This window comes from Streptomyces sp. NPDC014991, from assembly GCF_043080665.1.
Lineage (GTDB): Bacteria > Actinomycetota > Actinomycetes > Streptomycetales > Streptomycetaceae > Streptomyces.
In genome coordinates this window covers 1-14,687 of sequence record NZ_JBIBVY010000020.1, presented here as the reverse complement: position 1 = coordinate 14,687, position 14,687 = coordinate 1, and the positions used below count along the sequence as shown (strand labels likewise).

General features: G+C 70.7%; 13 protein-coding genes. 9 read left to right on the top strand and 4 right to left on the bottom strand.

Annotation, left to right across the window (positions count from 1 at the left end):
* The first annotated feature begins 26 nt into the window (after positions 1-26).
* The gene (locus ACF1BE_RS26915; protein ID WP_392201594.1) at positions 27-1,598 is read left to right on the top strand and encodes an FAD-binding oxidoreductase; all 1,572 of its coding nucleotides are present in this window, start codon (positions 27-29) and stop codon (positions 1,596-1,598) included.
* A gap of 336 nt (positions 1,599-1,934) precedes the next feature.
* Here ACF1BE_RS26915 and ACF1BE_RS26910 read toward each other — a convergent pair whose 3' ends face one another.
* From ACF1BE_RS26910 to ACF1BE_RS26900, 3 genes are all read right to left on the bottom strand, one after another.
* Entirely contained in the window at positions 1,935-2,630 is a 696-nt protein-coding gene (locus ACF1BE_RS26910; protein ID WP_392201593.1) for a phosphatase PAP2 family protein, read from the bottom strand.
* A 230-nt stretch (positions 2,631-2,860) separates the two neighbouring features.
* A complete protein-coding gene (locus ACF1BE_RS26905) occupies positions 2,861-3,862 on the bottom strand; it encodes an NlpC/P60 family protein (RefSeq protein ID WP_392201592.1) in 1,002 nt (333 codons plus the stop codon).
* 92 nt (positions 3,863-3,954) lie between these two features.
* The gene (locus ACF1BE_RS26900) at positions 3,955-4,734 is read right to left on the bottom strand and encodes a trypsin-like serine peptidase (RefSeq protein WP_392201591.1); all 780 of its coding nucleotides are present in this window, start codon (positions 4,732-4,734) and stop codon (positions 3,955-3,957) included.
* A 238-nt stretch (positions 4,735-4,972) separates the two neighbouring features.
* Between ACF1BE_RS26900 and ACF1BE_RS26895 the strand changes: the two genes are divergently transcribed.
* From ACF1BE_RS26895 to ACF1BE_RS26865, 7 genes are all read left to right on the top strand, one after another.
* Positions 4,973-5,782 (top strand): hypothetical protein, encoded by an 810-nt coding sequence (locus ACF1BE_RS26895; RefSeq protein ID WP_392201590.1) that lies wholly within the window; start codon positions 4,973-4,975, stop codon positions 5,780-5,782.
* Between the two features lie 336 nt (positions 5,783-6,118).
* Positions 6,119-6,427 (top strand): hypothetical protein, encoded by a 309-nt coding sequence (locus tag ACF1BE_RS26890; RefSeq protein ID WP_016436843.1) that lies wholly within the window; start codon positions 6,119-6,121, stop codon positions 6,425-6,427.
* A 171-nt stretch (positions 6,428-6,598) separates the two neighbouring features.
* A complete protein-coding gene (locus tag ACF1BE_RS26885; protein WP_392201589.1) occupies positions 6,599-7,426 on the top strand; it encodes a hypothetical protein in 828 nt (275 codons plus the stop codon).
* Positions 7,416-8,750 (top strand): hypothetical protein, encoded by a 1,335-nt coding sequence (locus tag ACF1BE_RS26880; protein WP_392201588.1) that lies wholly within the window; start codon positions 7,416-7,418, stop codon positions 8,748-8,750. The genes ACF1BE_RS26885 and ACF1BE_RS26880 overlap by 11 nt, the downstream gene beginning before the upstream one ends.
* A complete protein-coding gene (locus ACF1BE_RS26875) occupies positions 8,747-10,303 on the top strand; it encodes an SCO6880 family protein (protein WP_392201587.1) in 1,557 nt (518 codons plus the stop codon). Before ACF1BE_RS26880 ends, ACF1BE_RS26875 begins: the two co-directional genes overlap by 4 nt.
* A 14-nt stretch (positions 10,304-10,317) precedes the next feature.
* A complete protein-coding gene (locus tag ACF1BE_RS26870) occupies positions 10,318-11,730 on the top strand; it encodes an ATP-binding protein (RefSeq protein WP_361987470.1) in 1,413 nt (470 codons plus the stop codon).
* 12 nt (positions 11,731-11,742) lie between these two features.
* Positions 11,743-13,338 carry a type VI secretion protein gene (locus ACF1BE_RS26865; protein ID WP_392201586.1) on the top strand — a complete coding sequence of 532 codons (1,596 nt, stop codon included), beginning with the start codon at positions 11,743-11,745 and terminating at the stop codon, positions 13,336-13,338.
* On the opposite strand, the gene ACF1BE_RS26860 is transcribed toward ACF1BE_RS26865, so the two are convergent.
* On the bottom strand, positions 13,335-13,949 hold the full coding sequence (locus ACF1BE_RS26860) for a GNAT family N-acetyltransferase (RefSeq protein WP_392201585.1): 615 nt from the start codon (positions 13,947-13,949) through the stop codon (positions 13,335-13,337). The two genes, ACF1BE_RS26865 and ACF1BE_RS26860, sit on opposite strands and share 4 nt — an antisense overlap.
* A 50-nt stretch (positions 13,950-13,999) precedes the next feature.
* Here ACF1BE_RS26860 and ACF1BE_RS26855 point away from each other — a divergent pair, with 50 nt between their 5' ends.
* The gene (locus ACF1BE_RS26855) at positions 14,000-14,548 is read left to right on the top strand and encodes an isochorismatase family protein (protein WP_392201584.1); all 549 of its coding nucleotides are present in this window, start codon (positions 14,000-14,002) and stop codon (positions 14,546-14,548) included.
* Positions 14,549-14,687: the final 139 nt, after the last annotated feature.

Genomic DNA, 14,687 nt, shown 5'->3' with positions numbered 1-14,687 from the left:
CCGAGAGCCGAGGAAAGGCGACGGACATGGAACGGCGTACGTTCATCTCGGGCGGCACGGCCGCCCTGGCCACGACCGCACTGACCGCGTGCGGTGCGGGCGGAGGCGGTCCCGCCCCGGCCGCGGCGCACCCGGGCACATCGTCGGGTTCCACCTCGCTCACGGCCCTGAGGACCACCAGCGCGAGCGCCGCCGCGAACTGGGCGGCCCTCGCCCGCGACCTCGACGGCACCCTGGTGCGGCCCGGTGACGCCTCCTGGAAGACGGCCCACCAGCTGTACAACACCCGCTTCGACGGCCTCAAACCGGCCGCGGTGGCCTACGTGGCGCACCCCGCCGACATCCGTACGGCCCTGGCGTACGCCCACGCGCACCACATCAAGGTGTCGATACGCAACGGCGGCCACTCCTACGCCGGCTACTCCTCCGGCGACAACCGGCTCGTCCTCGACGTCTCCCGGCTGAACCGGGTCCGGGTCAGCGGCGGCCAGGCCGTCGTGGGCGCCGGCGCCAAACTGATCGACGTCTACCGCGCACTCGCCGCGAAGGGCGTGACCCTGCCCGCCGGCTCCTGCCCCACCGTCGGCATCTCCGGCCTGGTGCTCGGCGGCGGCCACGGCGTCGCCTCCCGCGCCTACGGCCTGACCTGCGACAGCCTCACCCAGGCCACCCTGATCACCGCGAACGGCACCCAGGTCACCGCGGACGCCACCCACCACTCCGACCTGTTCTGGGCCCTGCGCGGCGCCGGCAACGGCAACTTCGGCGTCGTCACCGAGCTGCACTTCCGGACGCACCCGGCACCGCAGGCCGTCACCGCCTACCTGACCTGGCCCTGGGCCAAGGCCGCCAAGGTGCTCAAGGCCTGGCAGGAGTGGGGCCCGAGCCAGCCCGACGAGATCTGGTCCTCCCTGCACCTGGCGTGCTCCCCCGGCCGCACCCCGACCGTCTCCGTCTCCTGCTTCTCCCTCGGCACCTACGGCGAACTCCAGAACGCCGTGGACCGCCTGGCCCACCGGGCCGGCGCCGACGCCGCCTCCGTCACCCTGCGCCGCCGCGGCTACGAGGAGGCGATGGAGATCTACGCCGGCTGCTCGTCCTTCTCCGCCGACGCCCAGTGCCACCTGCCCGGCTCCACCCCGGGCCGCTCCCCGCAGGGCAAGCTGGGCCGGGAGACGTACGCGGCCCGCTCGGACTTCTTCGACCGCTCGCTGTCCGCGGCCGGCATCCAGACCGTGCTCAAGCAGACCGCCGCCGTGCGGGGCGGCGCGGGCAGCATCGCGTTCACCGCGCTCGGCGGCGCGGTCAACCGGGTCTCACCGACCGCCACCGCGTTCGTCCACCGCCGCTCCCGGATGCTGGCCCAGTACCTCGTCTCCTGGGGCGCGGGAGCCTCCGGCAGCACCGCCCAGACCTGGCTGACCTCCGCCCACACCGCGATGAAGCCGTACGCCTCGGGCGCCGCCTACCAGAACTACACCGACCCGACGCTGAAGAACTGGAAGCAGGCGTACTACGGGGACGCGGCCACCCGGCTGGGCAAGGTCAAGAAGCAGTACGACCCCCAGCGCTTCTTCTCCTACACCCAGGGCCTGTAGAGCCCACCGTGGTTCGTCCCCCGGCCGGGGCACCGGCTACGGCCCGGCTGCCGGGCCGCCGTGGCTGGGCGCGGGGGACGCACGCGCGCACCCGCCGCGGCTCGGCCCAGCGGGGAACACACCGGCTGCCACCGGGAGCCGGACCGGCGAGGACACCCGCTGCCGGGCCGGCGGGCGGCCGGCGGGCCCGTGGTGGCCGGACCGGCAGGGGCACCGGCTGCCGGGCCGCCGTGGCCGTCCGTGCGGCTCCACGCGCCCCGTACGGGGCTCAGCCGCCGTCCGCCGCGCCGGCGGCGTACCCGGCCGTCCCGCGCGGGCACCGACACCGGCAGCGGCTCACGCGGCCAGGTCCCGTTCCTCGGACTCCGCCGGGCGGTGGGCACCGGCGAGGACCGGGACGCCCGGCGCCGAGCGCCGCCGTACCAGCCCGCCCACCCTCGGCGAGCGCTCCACGGCCCGCATCAGCGGGGTCAGCAGGGCCGTGGCCGGCGGGGACAGGAGCAGGACGACCGCCGTACCGAGCGCGAAACCGCCGACGACGTCCGTCGGGTAGTGCACGCCCATGTAGACCCGGCAAAAACCCTCCAGCAGGGCCAGGCCGATACCCACGAGGCCGAAGCGGCGGTGGGCGACGAAGAGGCCGACCCCGAGCGCCATCGTGATCGTCGCGTGGTCGCTGACGAAGGAGAAGTCGTTCTTGCCGGAGACGAGGACGTCCAGGCCCTCGTGGTCCAGGAAGGGGCGGGGACGCCGCACGAAGCCCCGTATCGGCACGTTCACCAGCACCGCCAGGCCGGCCGCCAGCGGCGCCCACACCAGCGCGGCCACCGAGGGCGCCGCCTCCTCACCGCCCCGCCGCCGCACCGACCACCAGCACCACAGGATCAGCAGCACCATGGCGAGCAGCAGGCCGTACTCGCCGACGAACTCCATGACCCGGTCCCACCAGTGCGGTGCGTCCTTGGCCAGGCCGTTGATGTCGTAGAGCAGGTCGACGTCGGGGTTCGATCCGGAATCGGCGAGTACAGCCATGGTGCTGCGGCCCCTTCGTCGTTCGTCCGGACGCACCGGGTGTGCGTCGCTCCTGCCCCCCGTGGTTCGTAGATCCGCTTCCGCTGCACTGCCGCACTGACGTCCGCTCGGCTACGTCAACAGGAACGCACAGCCACCATTCATACGTTCCACTCTCCACCGAATGATCACGCAGACGTTATCGAAGAGAGACTCATCGCCGCAGCTCAGGGGGTGGGTTCACGCGCGGTTCACACCCTTGTGGGGAGTGCTTTTGCGCCATCTTCGGTGACCCGGGTCGCCCCGAAGTAGTCCGGGGTGTCGACGGGGTCGAACCGGATCACGGCACCCGTCCGGGGCGCGTCGATCATGTATCCCCCGCCGACGTAGATACCCACGTGCCGGATGGCCCGGGAGTCGGTGAGATTGTCCGAGAAGAACACGAGGTCGCCGGGGAGCAGCTGGTCCCGCGAGGGGTGCGGGCCGGCGTTGTACTGGTCGTTGGCGACCCGGGGCAGGGTGATGCCCACCTTCTCGTACGCGGCCTTGGTCAGACCCGAGCAGTCGAAGCGTCCGCCCTGGTCGGCGGTGCCGTTGCCGCCCCACAGATAGGGCGTGCCGAGCCTGCTCTGCGCGAAGGCGATGGCACCCGCCGCCGCCCGGGTGGGGTCCAGCCGGCTGACCGGCGCGGCGAAGCTCTCCTCCAGGCTGCGGATGCGCCGGACGTAGTTCCGCGTCTCGCTGATGGCCGGAACCCCGCCCGCCCTTATGACGCGGTAGGCGCCCGCGTTGTAGGCGGCGAGCATGTTGTCGGAGACGTTGCCGGGGACGTGCCTGACGTACTTCGCGAGTTCGCAGTCGTACGACGCGGCCGACGGGATCGCGTCATTCGGGTCCCAGATGTCGCGCCTGCCGTCGCCGTTGCCGTCGATGCCGTGGGTCGCCCACGTACTCGGGATGAACTGGGCGATGCCGCGGGCGTCGGCCGGGCTGACCACCGTCGGGTTCCACCCGCTCTCCTGGTACAGCTGGGCGGCGAGCAGCGCCGGACTGAGCGCCGGGCACAGATTGCCCCACTGCTGCACGAGCGACTTGTACGCGGCCGGTACGGCGCCCTTGGCGAGCCCCCGGGCGCCCGAGGTCGCGCCGTTGACCAGGTTCCCGGCCACGATGTACACCCCGACGACGAGCAGCATGACGAAGCCCATGCCGAGCGCGACGGCCGCCCCACCGAACACCCATACCTTCCGCACGGTTCAACTTTCCCCCATGCGGACCCCGTTCAAGGCCATTTGGACGCGAAGTGGCGTCATTTCACAGCTGCGCCGCCCTGACTGACGCCTCCTCAGGAAGCGGAAGCCGCATCCCGGTACAGCTCGGCCGCCTCGCCGCCCAGCACCACGCTGTAGGAGACGTCGGCCGTGGCCCCGCCCTGCTCATGGCCGCCGATGACACCGACGACCTGGCCGTCCCCGTTGACCCAGGGGCTGCCGCTGGTGCCGCCGGTGAAGTCCGGGCACTCGACGCGCTGCTGGGTGGCGCCGTACGAGGCCGGCTTGGCGGTGCAGCCGATGGGCGCCTCGCGGGAGTCCGGGTAGCCGGTGACGGTCACCGCGGTGGCACCCGTGGCCGTCCCGGCCGTGAACCGGTTGGCCCCGACGACGTCCTCGAGCCGCTCGCCGTCACGCTCGGCGACGGAGGCGAAGGCGACGTCACTGTCCTCGTCCTGGCCGCTGGTCCACCCGTCGGGCAGGAACCGCCGCGTCACCTTCCACACCCCGAACGGCGCCTGTCCGTCCCGGTAGCCCGGCGCGAACACCAGATCGCCGTCGGTGCCGTCCACGCAGTGCGCGGCGGTGACGAGGAGGTCGCCGCGCGGACTGTGCACCACGGACGCGGTGCAGAAATGGCCACCGGACGGCCTGCCCGCCCCGTCCACGCCGAACAGCGCCCCGACCCGCGCGTTCTGCCGGGTCGCGACCGCGTCGGCCGTGACCCCGAGAGGCCCCGGCCCGTCGTCGGCGGCGGCCACCGACGCCGAGGTCAGCGCGAGCAGCACCACCGCACCGAGCAGCGCGGGCCGGGAGGTGACCGAGATGCGTGAGATGCGTGAGATGCGCTTCATCGAGCCCCACTCTGTCCCACGAAGCTGAGAAACCCGCTCCGACATCACTGAGATTCTCCTGTGACCCCGGATGCCCCGCCACCGCAGACCCGAAAACTCAAGGGACAGCAGAGTGTCCCGTGCCTCTGAGTGATCACTGTCCGGCCGCGCACGACCCGGGTCTCCTTGTCCGGCCGATCACCGATGGAAGAGACTGGTGCCCTTCGCATCGCACGGAGAACGGCGGGGGACACCAGCGATGACCACGACGAGAGCCGGCACCGTCCAGGGGGCGGCCGCACCGCCCCCGCCGCGGGCCGGCCGGAACCGGCTGGTGGGTGCCGCGCTGATCACCGCATCCCTTGCCGCCGCACTGACCTGCTCGTTCGTCTTCACCACCTGGCTGCCCACCGATCGCACCCTGTACCGGGAGTACAAGGCGGCCAAGGCGTGCCCCGCCCGCACGGTGGTACTGAGGTCGGAGGACTGCCTGCGGAAGGTCCCCTTCACCGTCGAGGGCACCCGGAAGACCCCCAAGAACCTGCGGGCGACCCTGCTCGGCCGGGAGCCCTTCCCGAGGACGGTCGTGCCGTTCGGTGACTCGGGACCGGTGCTGAGCGGGCTACAGCGGGGAGACCGGGTCACCGGTACCGTCTGGCGCGGCGTCGTCGTGGTGGTCGCCGCGGGGGACGTCCGGCAGGATTCCGCCGACGCTCCGCGCGACGAACCCCAGATGACGGCCGCCTTCGGTACGTTCGCGGGGCTGCTGGCGGCACTGGCACTGGTGTTCGGTGTCATGCGTCTGGCCAGGCCGCGCGACCCCGGACTCTTCACCTGGCGCCCGTACGGCAAGTGGCTGCTCATCGTCACGGGGGCCACCTGCGCCGTCGTGGGCCTGTCCACCGTGTGGACGGGCCTCCCGTGGCTGCTCGTGCCCACGGTCTGCGGGACGGTCGTGGCAGGTACGGCGTGGCTCCTCCACCGAGACCTGCGGCTCGGACGGGGCACACCACAGAACGGGCCTGACATCGCGAACGAACGCTGTCCCACCACCAGGCCCCTGCCGTGACACCCCAGGCCGGGTCCGCCAAGTCGCCCGGCCCGCCGCCCGTGAGACCATCGACACGAGGTCTCACCCGACCGGTCGTCAGAAACCACGCCGGAGACCGCGACCGGTCGTGAAGGAGGTCAACGGCCGCACCACGCGCCGGGTTCCGCTCCGACCTCATTGCCCGGCGTGACCTGCCGTGATACACAGAGTGACCGTGCGGACCATTCGCACGAAATCCGCCAGTCAATGACGTCAAGTCGACATACGTAGGCGACGTTGTCGGCGACAATGAGGCCTGACCTCTGCACACCGCAGAGGCACACGCGGAACTACCCACCAGGGGCGGTGACTTACATGCTCTTTGCGGCCGACAAGGGAGACATCAACACCATCATCGGCGGAATCGCTCCGGACTGGGGCCCCTTCGGCAGCCTGGGCAACGAGGCCAAGGTGATGATCGAGGTGGTCATGGCCGTGGCCATCCTCCTCTGCCTCGGCCTCGCGGTATGGGGCGCGGCGAAGCAGCGCATCGGCGCCACGGCCCTGCGGGACACCTTCAGCGCGGAACAGGGCAAGGGCCTGATCATCGCCGGCCTCACCGGGGTCTTCATCATCGGCTCCCTGGGCACCCTGTTCACCATCGTGTACGGCATGGCGGTGTAACCCCTCCCCTCCCGGGCACGCCCGGCCACGGCTGTCCCCTCCACCCCACCCACCCGTCGTGCCCACCGGCTGAGGTTGCGTCTCCCTGATGTCGAGTCACCACACCGCGCCCGCGCGGGAACCAGCACGGCTACCGTCGTATGTCTACGAGGTGGAGGGGGCGTACGCGGCATGAATCCCGGAGATGAACAGAGCTACACCGACTACGGCGACACGGGCCACACCCGAACCCGTCTACCGGAGAACGACCCCTACGGCGGCGCCCCCCGCCGCCCCCACCGCTCCTCCTCCAAGAGCCTGGTCACGGTGGTCGGCGTGGTGGTCCTCCTCATCGCCGCCATCGCCTTCGCAAACAGGGGCGACGACACGGCGACGGATGCCGCCACCACCAAGGGCTCCCGCCCCCAGACCTCGTCGACAGCCCCCTCAGGCACCCACCCCGTCGGCACCAAAACCACAGGCATCCCCTCAGGCTTCCCCCGCACGGAGCAGGGGGCACAGAGCGCGGCGGCGAACTACTCAGTCGTGCTCGTCTCTGCCGACATCCTCAAGCCGATGCGACGAAGCGAGATCGTCAGTCAGGTGTTTGCAGCGGACCAGCAGGACGCACTGGCCAGCAAGTTCAACAAGGCGTACGGCAAGGAGTTCCTGGCCAACCTGGGCCTTGATGCCAACGGCAATGCGCCCGCCGGGCACACCTATGTCTCACGTACCGCACCGATCGGCACAAAAACGACCACCTACTCCGGCACCACTGCCACCATCGAGGTGTGGTGCACAGGTGTGTTCGGTACCGCCGGGGATGATTCGACCAACCCCGTCATCAGCGACTGGTTCACCATGACCCTTGAGCTGAGTTGGTCGGGTGATGACTGGAAGGTCAGTCGCTTCTCCCAGAAGGACGGCCCAGCGCCGGTCCCTGGTGACGACAAAGCTTCCAGCGCCGATCAGATGGCCAAGGCAGTCGAGGAGTACGGAGGCTTCACTTATGCCCGGTAGCCCGCGCCGCGTACTCAAAGTCGCCGCCGCCGTCACTGTCGTCCAGGGCGCTCTCTTTCTGGTGGCCGGACGAGCTGTAGCCGCCCCTACGCCCACGCCCACACCGTCCTACTCGTCCTCCGACAAGTGCGACCTCATCGTCGGCCCCGCCAAGCAGTACTGCGAAAAGGGCGGCGGCAGCTCCAAAGGTGGGAGTCTGGGCACCAACAACCCCCTGACCGACACCCTCGACCCCCTTTCCTCTCTCGCGAAAGGCTGTGCCGACGCCGCCGCGTGGACCATCGGCAAGCTCAGTACCGCCGTGAAGGAAACCGCCAACGTAGACTTCACCAACGCGAAGTTCCTTCAGCAGTACGCCGTCGTCTTCGCCGCCTCCACGATCCTCACCCTCCTCCTGTGGCTCCTGGCCGTGGCCAAGCGAGCCGTCCGCGGTGTGCCGCTGACCACCGCCATCTCGGAGGCCATCGGCTTCCTGTGGCTGACGGTGCTCGCCTCCGCCTTCACGCCCCTGATCCTGTACACGGTCGTGTCGGCGACGGACGGCGTCACGGAGGTCCTCGCCAAGGCCACCGGCGACCAGACCGACACGTTCTTCGGCACTTTCTCCGGCGCCCTGAACAAGGGCACCGACATCGGCGGCGGCCCCATCATGCTGATCGTGGTCTCCCTGGTCAGCATCCTCGCCGCCGGCATCCTCTGGCTGGAGCTGGTCATCCGCGCCGCTCTGCTCTACGTCGGCGCCCTCCTCGGCACCGTCGTCTACGCCGGACTGGTCGACAAGAACCTGTGGGGGCACGTACGCCGCTGGGCCGGCATCATGATCGCCGTCATCCTCGTGAAGCCGGTCATCGTCATCGTGCTCGGCCTCGCCGGAGCCCTCTCCGGCGCCGACGGCCCCGACGCCTTCTCCGCGGTCGTCTCCGGCCTGTCCATCATCCTGCTCGCCATCTTCGCCAGCGCGATGATCTACCGTTTCGTCCCCGGCTTCGGCGACGAGATCGCCGGCTCCCGCAGCAACCGCATCATGCAGGGCGCCGAGGGCAAGGCCGCCGCCGTCATCAGCTCGCCCGCCACTCTCGTCGCCCAGGGGATCAAGACGCACAGCACCCGCGCCGACAACAACGGCGGCGGAGGCCAGTCCGGCAGCGCCCCGCGCCCGGCCAACCCCGTCACCGGCGGTGTCGCCGCCCACAGCAGCCGTACCCCCACCGGGAACGCCGGCGGATCCGTCCCCGCCGCCCCCGCGCCCCGCGCGGCCAGCCCGGTCAACACCCCGCACGCCAGCAACGCCCGCAACAACCGCACGGGAGGTGAAGGGCGTTGACGACCGAGTCCCACCTGTCCCATCCGGTCACGCCCCGCCGTACGTATCTGATCGGCCGCGCCCGGCCCAACGCCATCGTCGGCCGGAACCGCGAGTCCGGCGAGATCGCGCTGATCGTCATCGGCGCGTTCCTCGGCATGATGTGCGGCCTCCTCGTCCCGGTGCTGCCCCTGCGCATCGTGCTGCTGACCGGCTTTCCGCTGCTCGCGCTCGCCGCAGTCTACGTGCCGTACAAGCGCCGCACCTTCTACAAGTGGTTCGAGATCAACCGCAGCTACAAACGGACCGTCAAGCGGGGCGCCCACTACCGCTCGACCGTCATGGAGGCCGGCACCGGCCTCGACGGGCGCGAGGTCGAGATCGGACCTCCTCCCGGCATCGGGCGCATCAACTGGCTCGCCGCCCCCTTCGGGCCCGACGAGATCGCCGTACTGCTGCACGCCGACCGCAAGACGGTCACGGCCGCCATCGAGATCGAGGGCCCGGGCGTCGGCCTGCGCGACTCCGAGGACCAGGAGGCCCTCGTCGACCGCTTCGGCACGCTGCTCAAGCACGTCGCCAACGGCGACGGCTTCGTCACCCGGATCCAGATGCTCGCCCGGACCCTGCCCGCCGACCCGGACGCGCACGCCAAGGACGTCTCCCTGCGCGGCGACGTCCGCTCCCCGGACTGGCTCCAGCGCTCCTACGACCAGTTGCAGTCCATGGTGTCCACCAGCAGCGAGCAGCACCGCGCCTACCTCGTCGCCTGCATGCACTACACCCGCGACCTGGCCGCCGAGGCGAACGCCATGGCCCGCGCCGTCCGCGCCCACGGCGCCAAGGTCGACCGGGACGCCGGGCTCGCCGTCGTCATGGCCCGCGAGCTGACCGACATCTGCTCGCGGCTCCAGGAGGCCGACATCCGCGTACGGCAGCCCCTGGGCCAGGGGCGGCTGGCCTCTCTCATCCACTCCATGTACGACCCCGACCACCCCATCGACCACATCCAGGCGATGACCAAGCGCAACGCCTGGCCGGCCGAGCTGGACGCCATGGAGCCCACCTTCCTCCAGGCCAAGACCCGCGAGTCCAGCACCCGCGCCCCCTGGTGCCACGCCACCGCCTGGGTGAAGGAGTGGCCGATGACCCCCGTCGGCGTGAACTTCCTCGCCCCGCTCCTCGTCCACACCCCGGACGTCATCCGGACGGTCGCCGTGACGATGGATCTCGAGCCCACCGAGGTCGCCATCGAGCGGATGCTGACCGAGAAGACCAACGACGACGCCGAGGCGTCCCGCGCCGCCAAGATGAACCGCACCGTGGACCCCCGGGACATCGCCGCCCACAACCGCCTCGACCAGCGCGGCGAGGACCTCGCGAGCGGCGCCGCGGGCGTCAACCTCGTCGGCTACATCACCGTCTCCTCCCGGTCCCCCGAGGCCCTCGCCCGCGACAAGCGCACGATAAGAGCCTCCGCCGGCAAGTCGTACCTCAAGCTGGAATGGTGCGACCGAGAGCACCACCGCGCCTTCGTGAACACACTTCCGTTCGCCACCGGCATCCGAAGGTAGGGGCTGAATCGCCGATGCGGGATCCGCTGTCCGTCCTCACCGAAGCCTTCACCTCCTTCCTCTTCGGGAAGGTCGAGACGACCCGGCTGCCGGTGCGCACCTCCACGGGCCAGGCCCAGGCCGTCTACCTGCCCACGGCCGCGCCCGGCCTCGGGGACTCCGGCGTCATCATCGGCCGCGAGGTCTACTCCGGGAAGGGGTACATCTACGACCCCTTCCAGCTGTACGGCCAGCAGCTCCCGGCCCCCCACTGGCTCGTCCTCGGCGAGTCCGGCAACGGCAAGTCGGCGCTGGAGAAGACGTACGTCCTGCGCCAGCTGCGCTTCAAGGACCGCCAGGTCGTCGTCCTGGACGCCCAGGGCGAGGACGGGGTCGGCGAGTGGAACCTGATCGCCGAGGAGCTGGGGATAACCCCCATCCGGCTCGACCCGACGGCCGCCCTGAACCACGGGATCCGGCTCAACCCCCTGGATCCGGCGATCACCACCACCGGCCAGCTCGCGCTGCTCCGGACGATCATCGAGGTGGCGATGGGCCACGGCCTGGACGAACGCTCCGGCTTCGCCCTGAAGGTCGCCCACTCCTACGTCAACGAGACCATTCTCGACCGCCAGCCGGTCCTCACCGACATCGTCGAGCAGCTACGGCACCCCGAGCCGGAGTCGGCGGAGGCGATGAACGTCGCCATAGACGACGTTCGCGCCTGGGGTCTCGACGTCGCCCTGGTCCTGGACCGGCTGGTCGACGGCGACCTGCGCGGCATGTTCGACGGCCCGACCACGGTCGGCATCGACCTCGACGCCCCGCTGATCGTCTTCGACCTGTCCCACATCGACCGCAACTCCATCGCCATGCCCATCCTCATGGCGATCGTCGGCGTGTGGCTGGAGCACACCTGGATCCGCCCCGACCGGAAGAAGCGCATCTTCCTGGTCGAGGAGGCCTGGCACATCATCAACAGCCCCTTCGTGGCCCAGCTGTTCCAGCGCCTGCTGAAGTTCGGCCGACGGCTCGGCCTGTCCTTCGTCGCCGTCGTCCACCACCTGTCCGACGTGGTCGACGGCGCCGCCGCGAAGGAGGCGGCAGCCATCCTGAAGATGGCGTCGACCCGGACGATCTACGCCCAGAAGGCCGACGAGGCACGTGCCACGGGCCGGGTGCTGGGCCTGCCCAGATGGGCGGTCGAGATCATCCCGACGCTCACCCCCGGCATCGCGGTCTGGGACGTCAACGGCAACGTCCAGGTGGTCAAACACCTGATCACGGAGACGGAACGCCCACTGGTCTTCACCGACCGGGCGATGACCCAGTCCTCCAGCGACCTGGCGGCCGACGAGGCCCTGCGCGCGGCCGAGCTGGAGGCCGAGCAGCGGGCGGCGGCCTTCGTGGAGCAGCATCTGGGCGACTCCGAGTCGACGGTGGCGTAGGGGAGGGGCAGGGTGAGACCGGACGACCGCCGCGACGCCCGCAGGGAGGGCCAGGGCGGCATCCCCGACGGACTGTTGGTCGGCATGCTCGCGTTCCTCCTCGGCATGACCCTGCTGGTGTGGACGGCCACGGGGCTGGCGGCCCGGCTCGCCCAGGGCGCCTGGCCCCACGGCGTCACCTTCACCCGGACGCCCCTGGCCATGCGCCACCTCATCTCCCGGCCCCACGACATCACCGGCGCCTGGCCGGACACCTCACCGGCCCAGCTGTCCGGCTGGGGCCTGTTCTGGGGTCTGTTCATCGGCCAGCTGATGATCCTCTTCGTCCTCACGCTGTTCGTGCTCGGCACGGTGACCCGGTGGCGCGCGCGCCGCGCGACGACCAGACACGGTGGGCTGCCGAACGCCGGAGCCGGGGTCAGCGAACCGGACGTCAATGGGCTTGCGACAAAGGGGCCGTTCGCCTCCGCGCCCACGACCGCGACTTCGGCGCTCGAGGTCCCGGCACCGGCCCCCGCACCGCCCTCACCGGCCCCCACGCCCTCACCGGCGCCACAGCCCACACCCACGCCACCCACGCCCACGCACGAGATCCCGGCGCCTCGCAGCGAGCCCGAACCGCAGGGGGCCGGCGCCCTCCTGGCCGGCACTGCACGGACGGGCGGATGGGAAGCCCCCCGCACCGACGGCCCGGTGCTCTACGGCACCCCGGCGAACCGGCAGCCGGCCGCGGTCCGGGCCATCCGGGACGCCGCCGGACCCGCCCTCGTCGTCACGTCGGACCCCGCCCTCTGGGCGGAGACGAAGGACGCGAAGGCCAAACTGGGCCCCACCCTCCTCTACGACCCGACACACCTCTGCGACACCCCGGCCCGTCTCCACTGGTCCCCGACGGCGGGCTGCGCGGACAGACAGACCGCGCTGCACCGGGCGACAGCCCTCCTCGCCCCCGTACGGCCCACCGCCAGGATCGACCAGGCCGTGGCCGACACGGCGACCACCCTCCTGCGCAGCTACCTCCACGCCGCCGCCCTGGAGAACCGCACGATCCGCCACGTCCACCGCTGGGCCCAGGGAACCCAGGTCCAGGAGGCCGTACGGACCCTGCGCACCCATTCCAAGGCCGCCCCCGGTGCCGCGGGCGAACTCGAGGCGGCCCTCACCGCACACCCCGAACGCCGGGACATCGCACAGGAACTGACCAGCAGGGCCCTGTCCGCCCTCTTCACGGTCAACATCCGCGAGGCCTGCATCCCGAACCGAGCCGATGCCCTCGCCCTGGATTCCTTCGTCCACGAGGGGGGCACACTTTACGTGGTCGGTGAATCCATCGAGGACCCCAGAAGCGACCCGGGCGCAATGCCGCTCCTGACGGCCCTCGTCTCCAGCGTGGTCGAGCACGGCCGGCGCATGGCCGAACGGTCATCCTCCGGTCGGCTCGACCCACCACTCACCCTGGTCCTGGACGACATCGCGGCCGTGGCACCGTTCCCCGAGCTGCCGGCCCTGCTCGCCACCGGAATCGACCAGGGCCTGCCGACGCTGGCCCTGCTGCGCTCCCGTGAACAGGCCCGCTCCCGCTGGCCGCACCAGGAGCTGCCGGTCTAGACCCGGCCGGTGCAAGCGGGCGGGTTCCCTGCCTGCCGGTCCAGGACGAACTCCAGCTCGTTCTCGGACTCGTCGTGGGTGAACGCGACGACGAGTCCGCTCGGCACGAACCCCACCTTGCGGTACGCGCCCTGGGCCCGCACGTTGTCCTCGTGCACGATCAGCCGCACCCGCTCCGCCCGCTGCTGCCACGCCCAGTCCAGAGCGGCGTCGAACAGCGCCTCGACCAGCCCGTTACCGCGGTGCCCCGGCCGGACGTACACGCCCACGACATGTCCCTGCCGCCGCTCGACCGGATACCCGGCCCAGTCCTTCGTCCCCGCCTCCTCGATGAGCACGGTGACGGTGCCGGCCCACGTCCCGTCCGGCGCCTCGGCGATGAGCTGCCTGGACGTCGTGGATCCCTCACCGGACCGGACGGCCCGGTCCTGCCAGAAGTCGTCGGGCCTGGCCGCTGCGTCCTCGTAGGTCTCCAGGAAGGCGATACGCGCGAGCGGGTCCCGCAGGGAGTCGAGCCGCAGCTGCCGCACGGCGGCCCACTCGTCGGGACGTATGGCACGGACGGTGTAGTCATCCCTGGTCAGGCCAGGTGCACCGGTAAGGCTGGTCATGTGGTCACCGTAGACCACCCGTTGTCGGTGGTACCCCGTATTTTGGCAGCATGACCACACTCAACGACCGGCCCAACACCGCGGTGCTCGTCATCGACGTCCAGAACGACGTGGTGGCCGGCGCCCACCGGCGGGACGATGTCATCGCGAACATAAACTCTCTCATCGGCAGGGCCCGGGCGGCCGACGTACCGGTGATCTGGGTACAGCACTCGGACGACGAACTGAAGAAGGGCAGCGACAGTTGGCAGTACGTCCCGGAGCTGGTCCGGGAGGCCGACGAGCCGCTGGTCCACAAGAGCTACCCGGACTCCTTCGAGGAGACCGAGCTGGAGAGCGTCCTCGCCCGGCACAGGGTGGGCGGGCTGGTCGTGGCGGGCGCCCAGACGGACGCGTGCATCCGTTCCACGCTGCATGGCGCGATCGTCCGCGGCTACGACGCGACGCTGGTGGCCGACGCGCACACCACGGAAAACCGCACCGCGTACGGCGCGCCCACCCCGGAGCAGGTGATCGCCCACACCAATCTCTACTGGAAGTGGCACGCGGCACCCGGCCGCAGGGGCGGAACGGTGAACACGGAAGAAGTCACTTTCTAGTGGCCCTCTTCCGTTCTTCCGTTGGTCTTCGACCGCGACCCGGATGAACGCAGAAAACCCCCGCATCGAAGATGCGGGGGTTTTCCCAAAAATTGTTCGGCGGTGTCCTACTCTCCCACAGGGTCCCCCCTGCAGTACC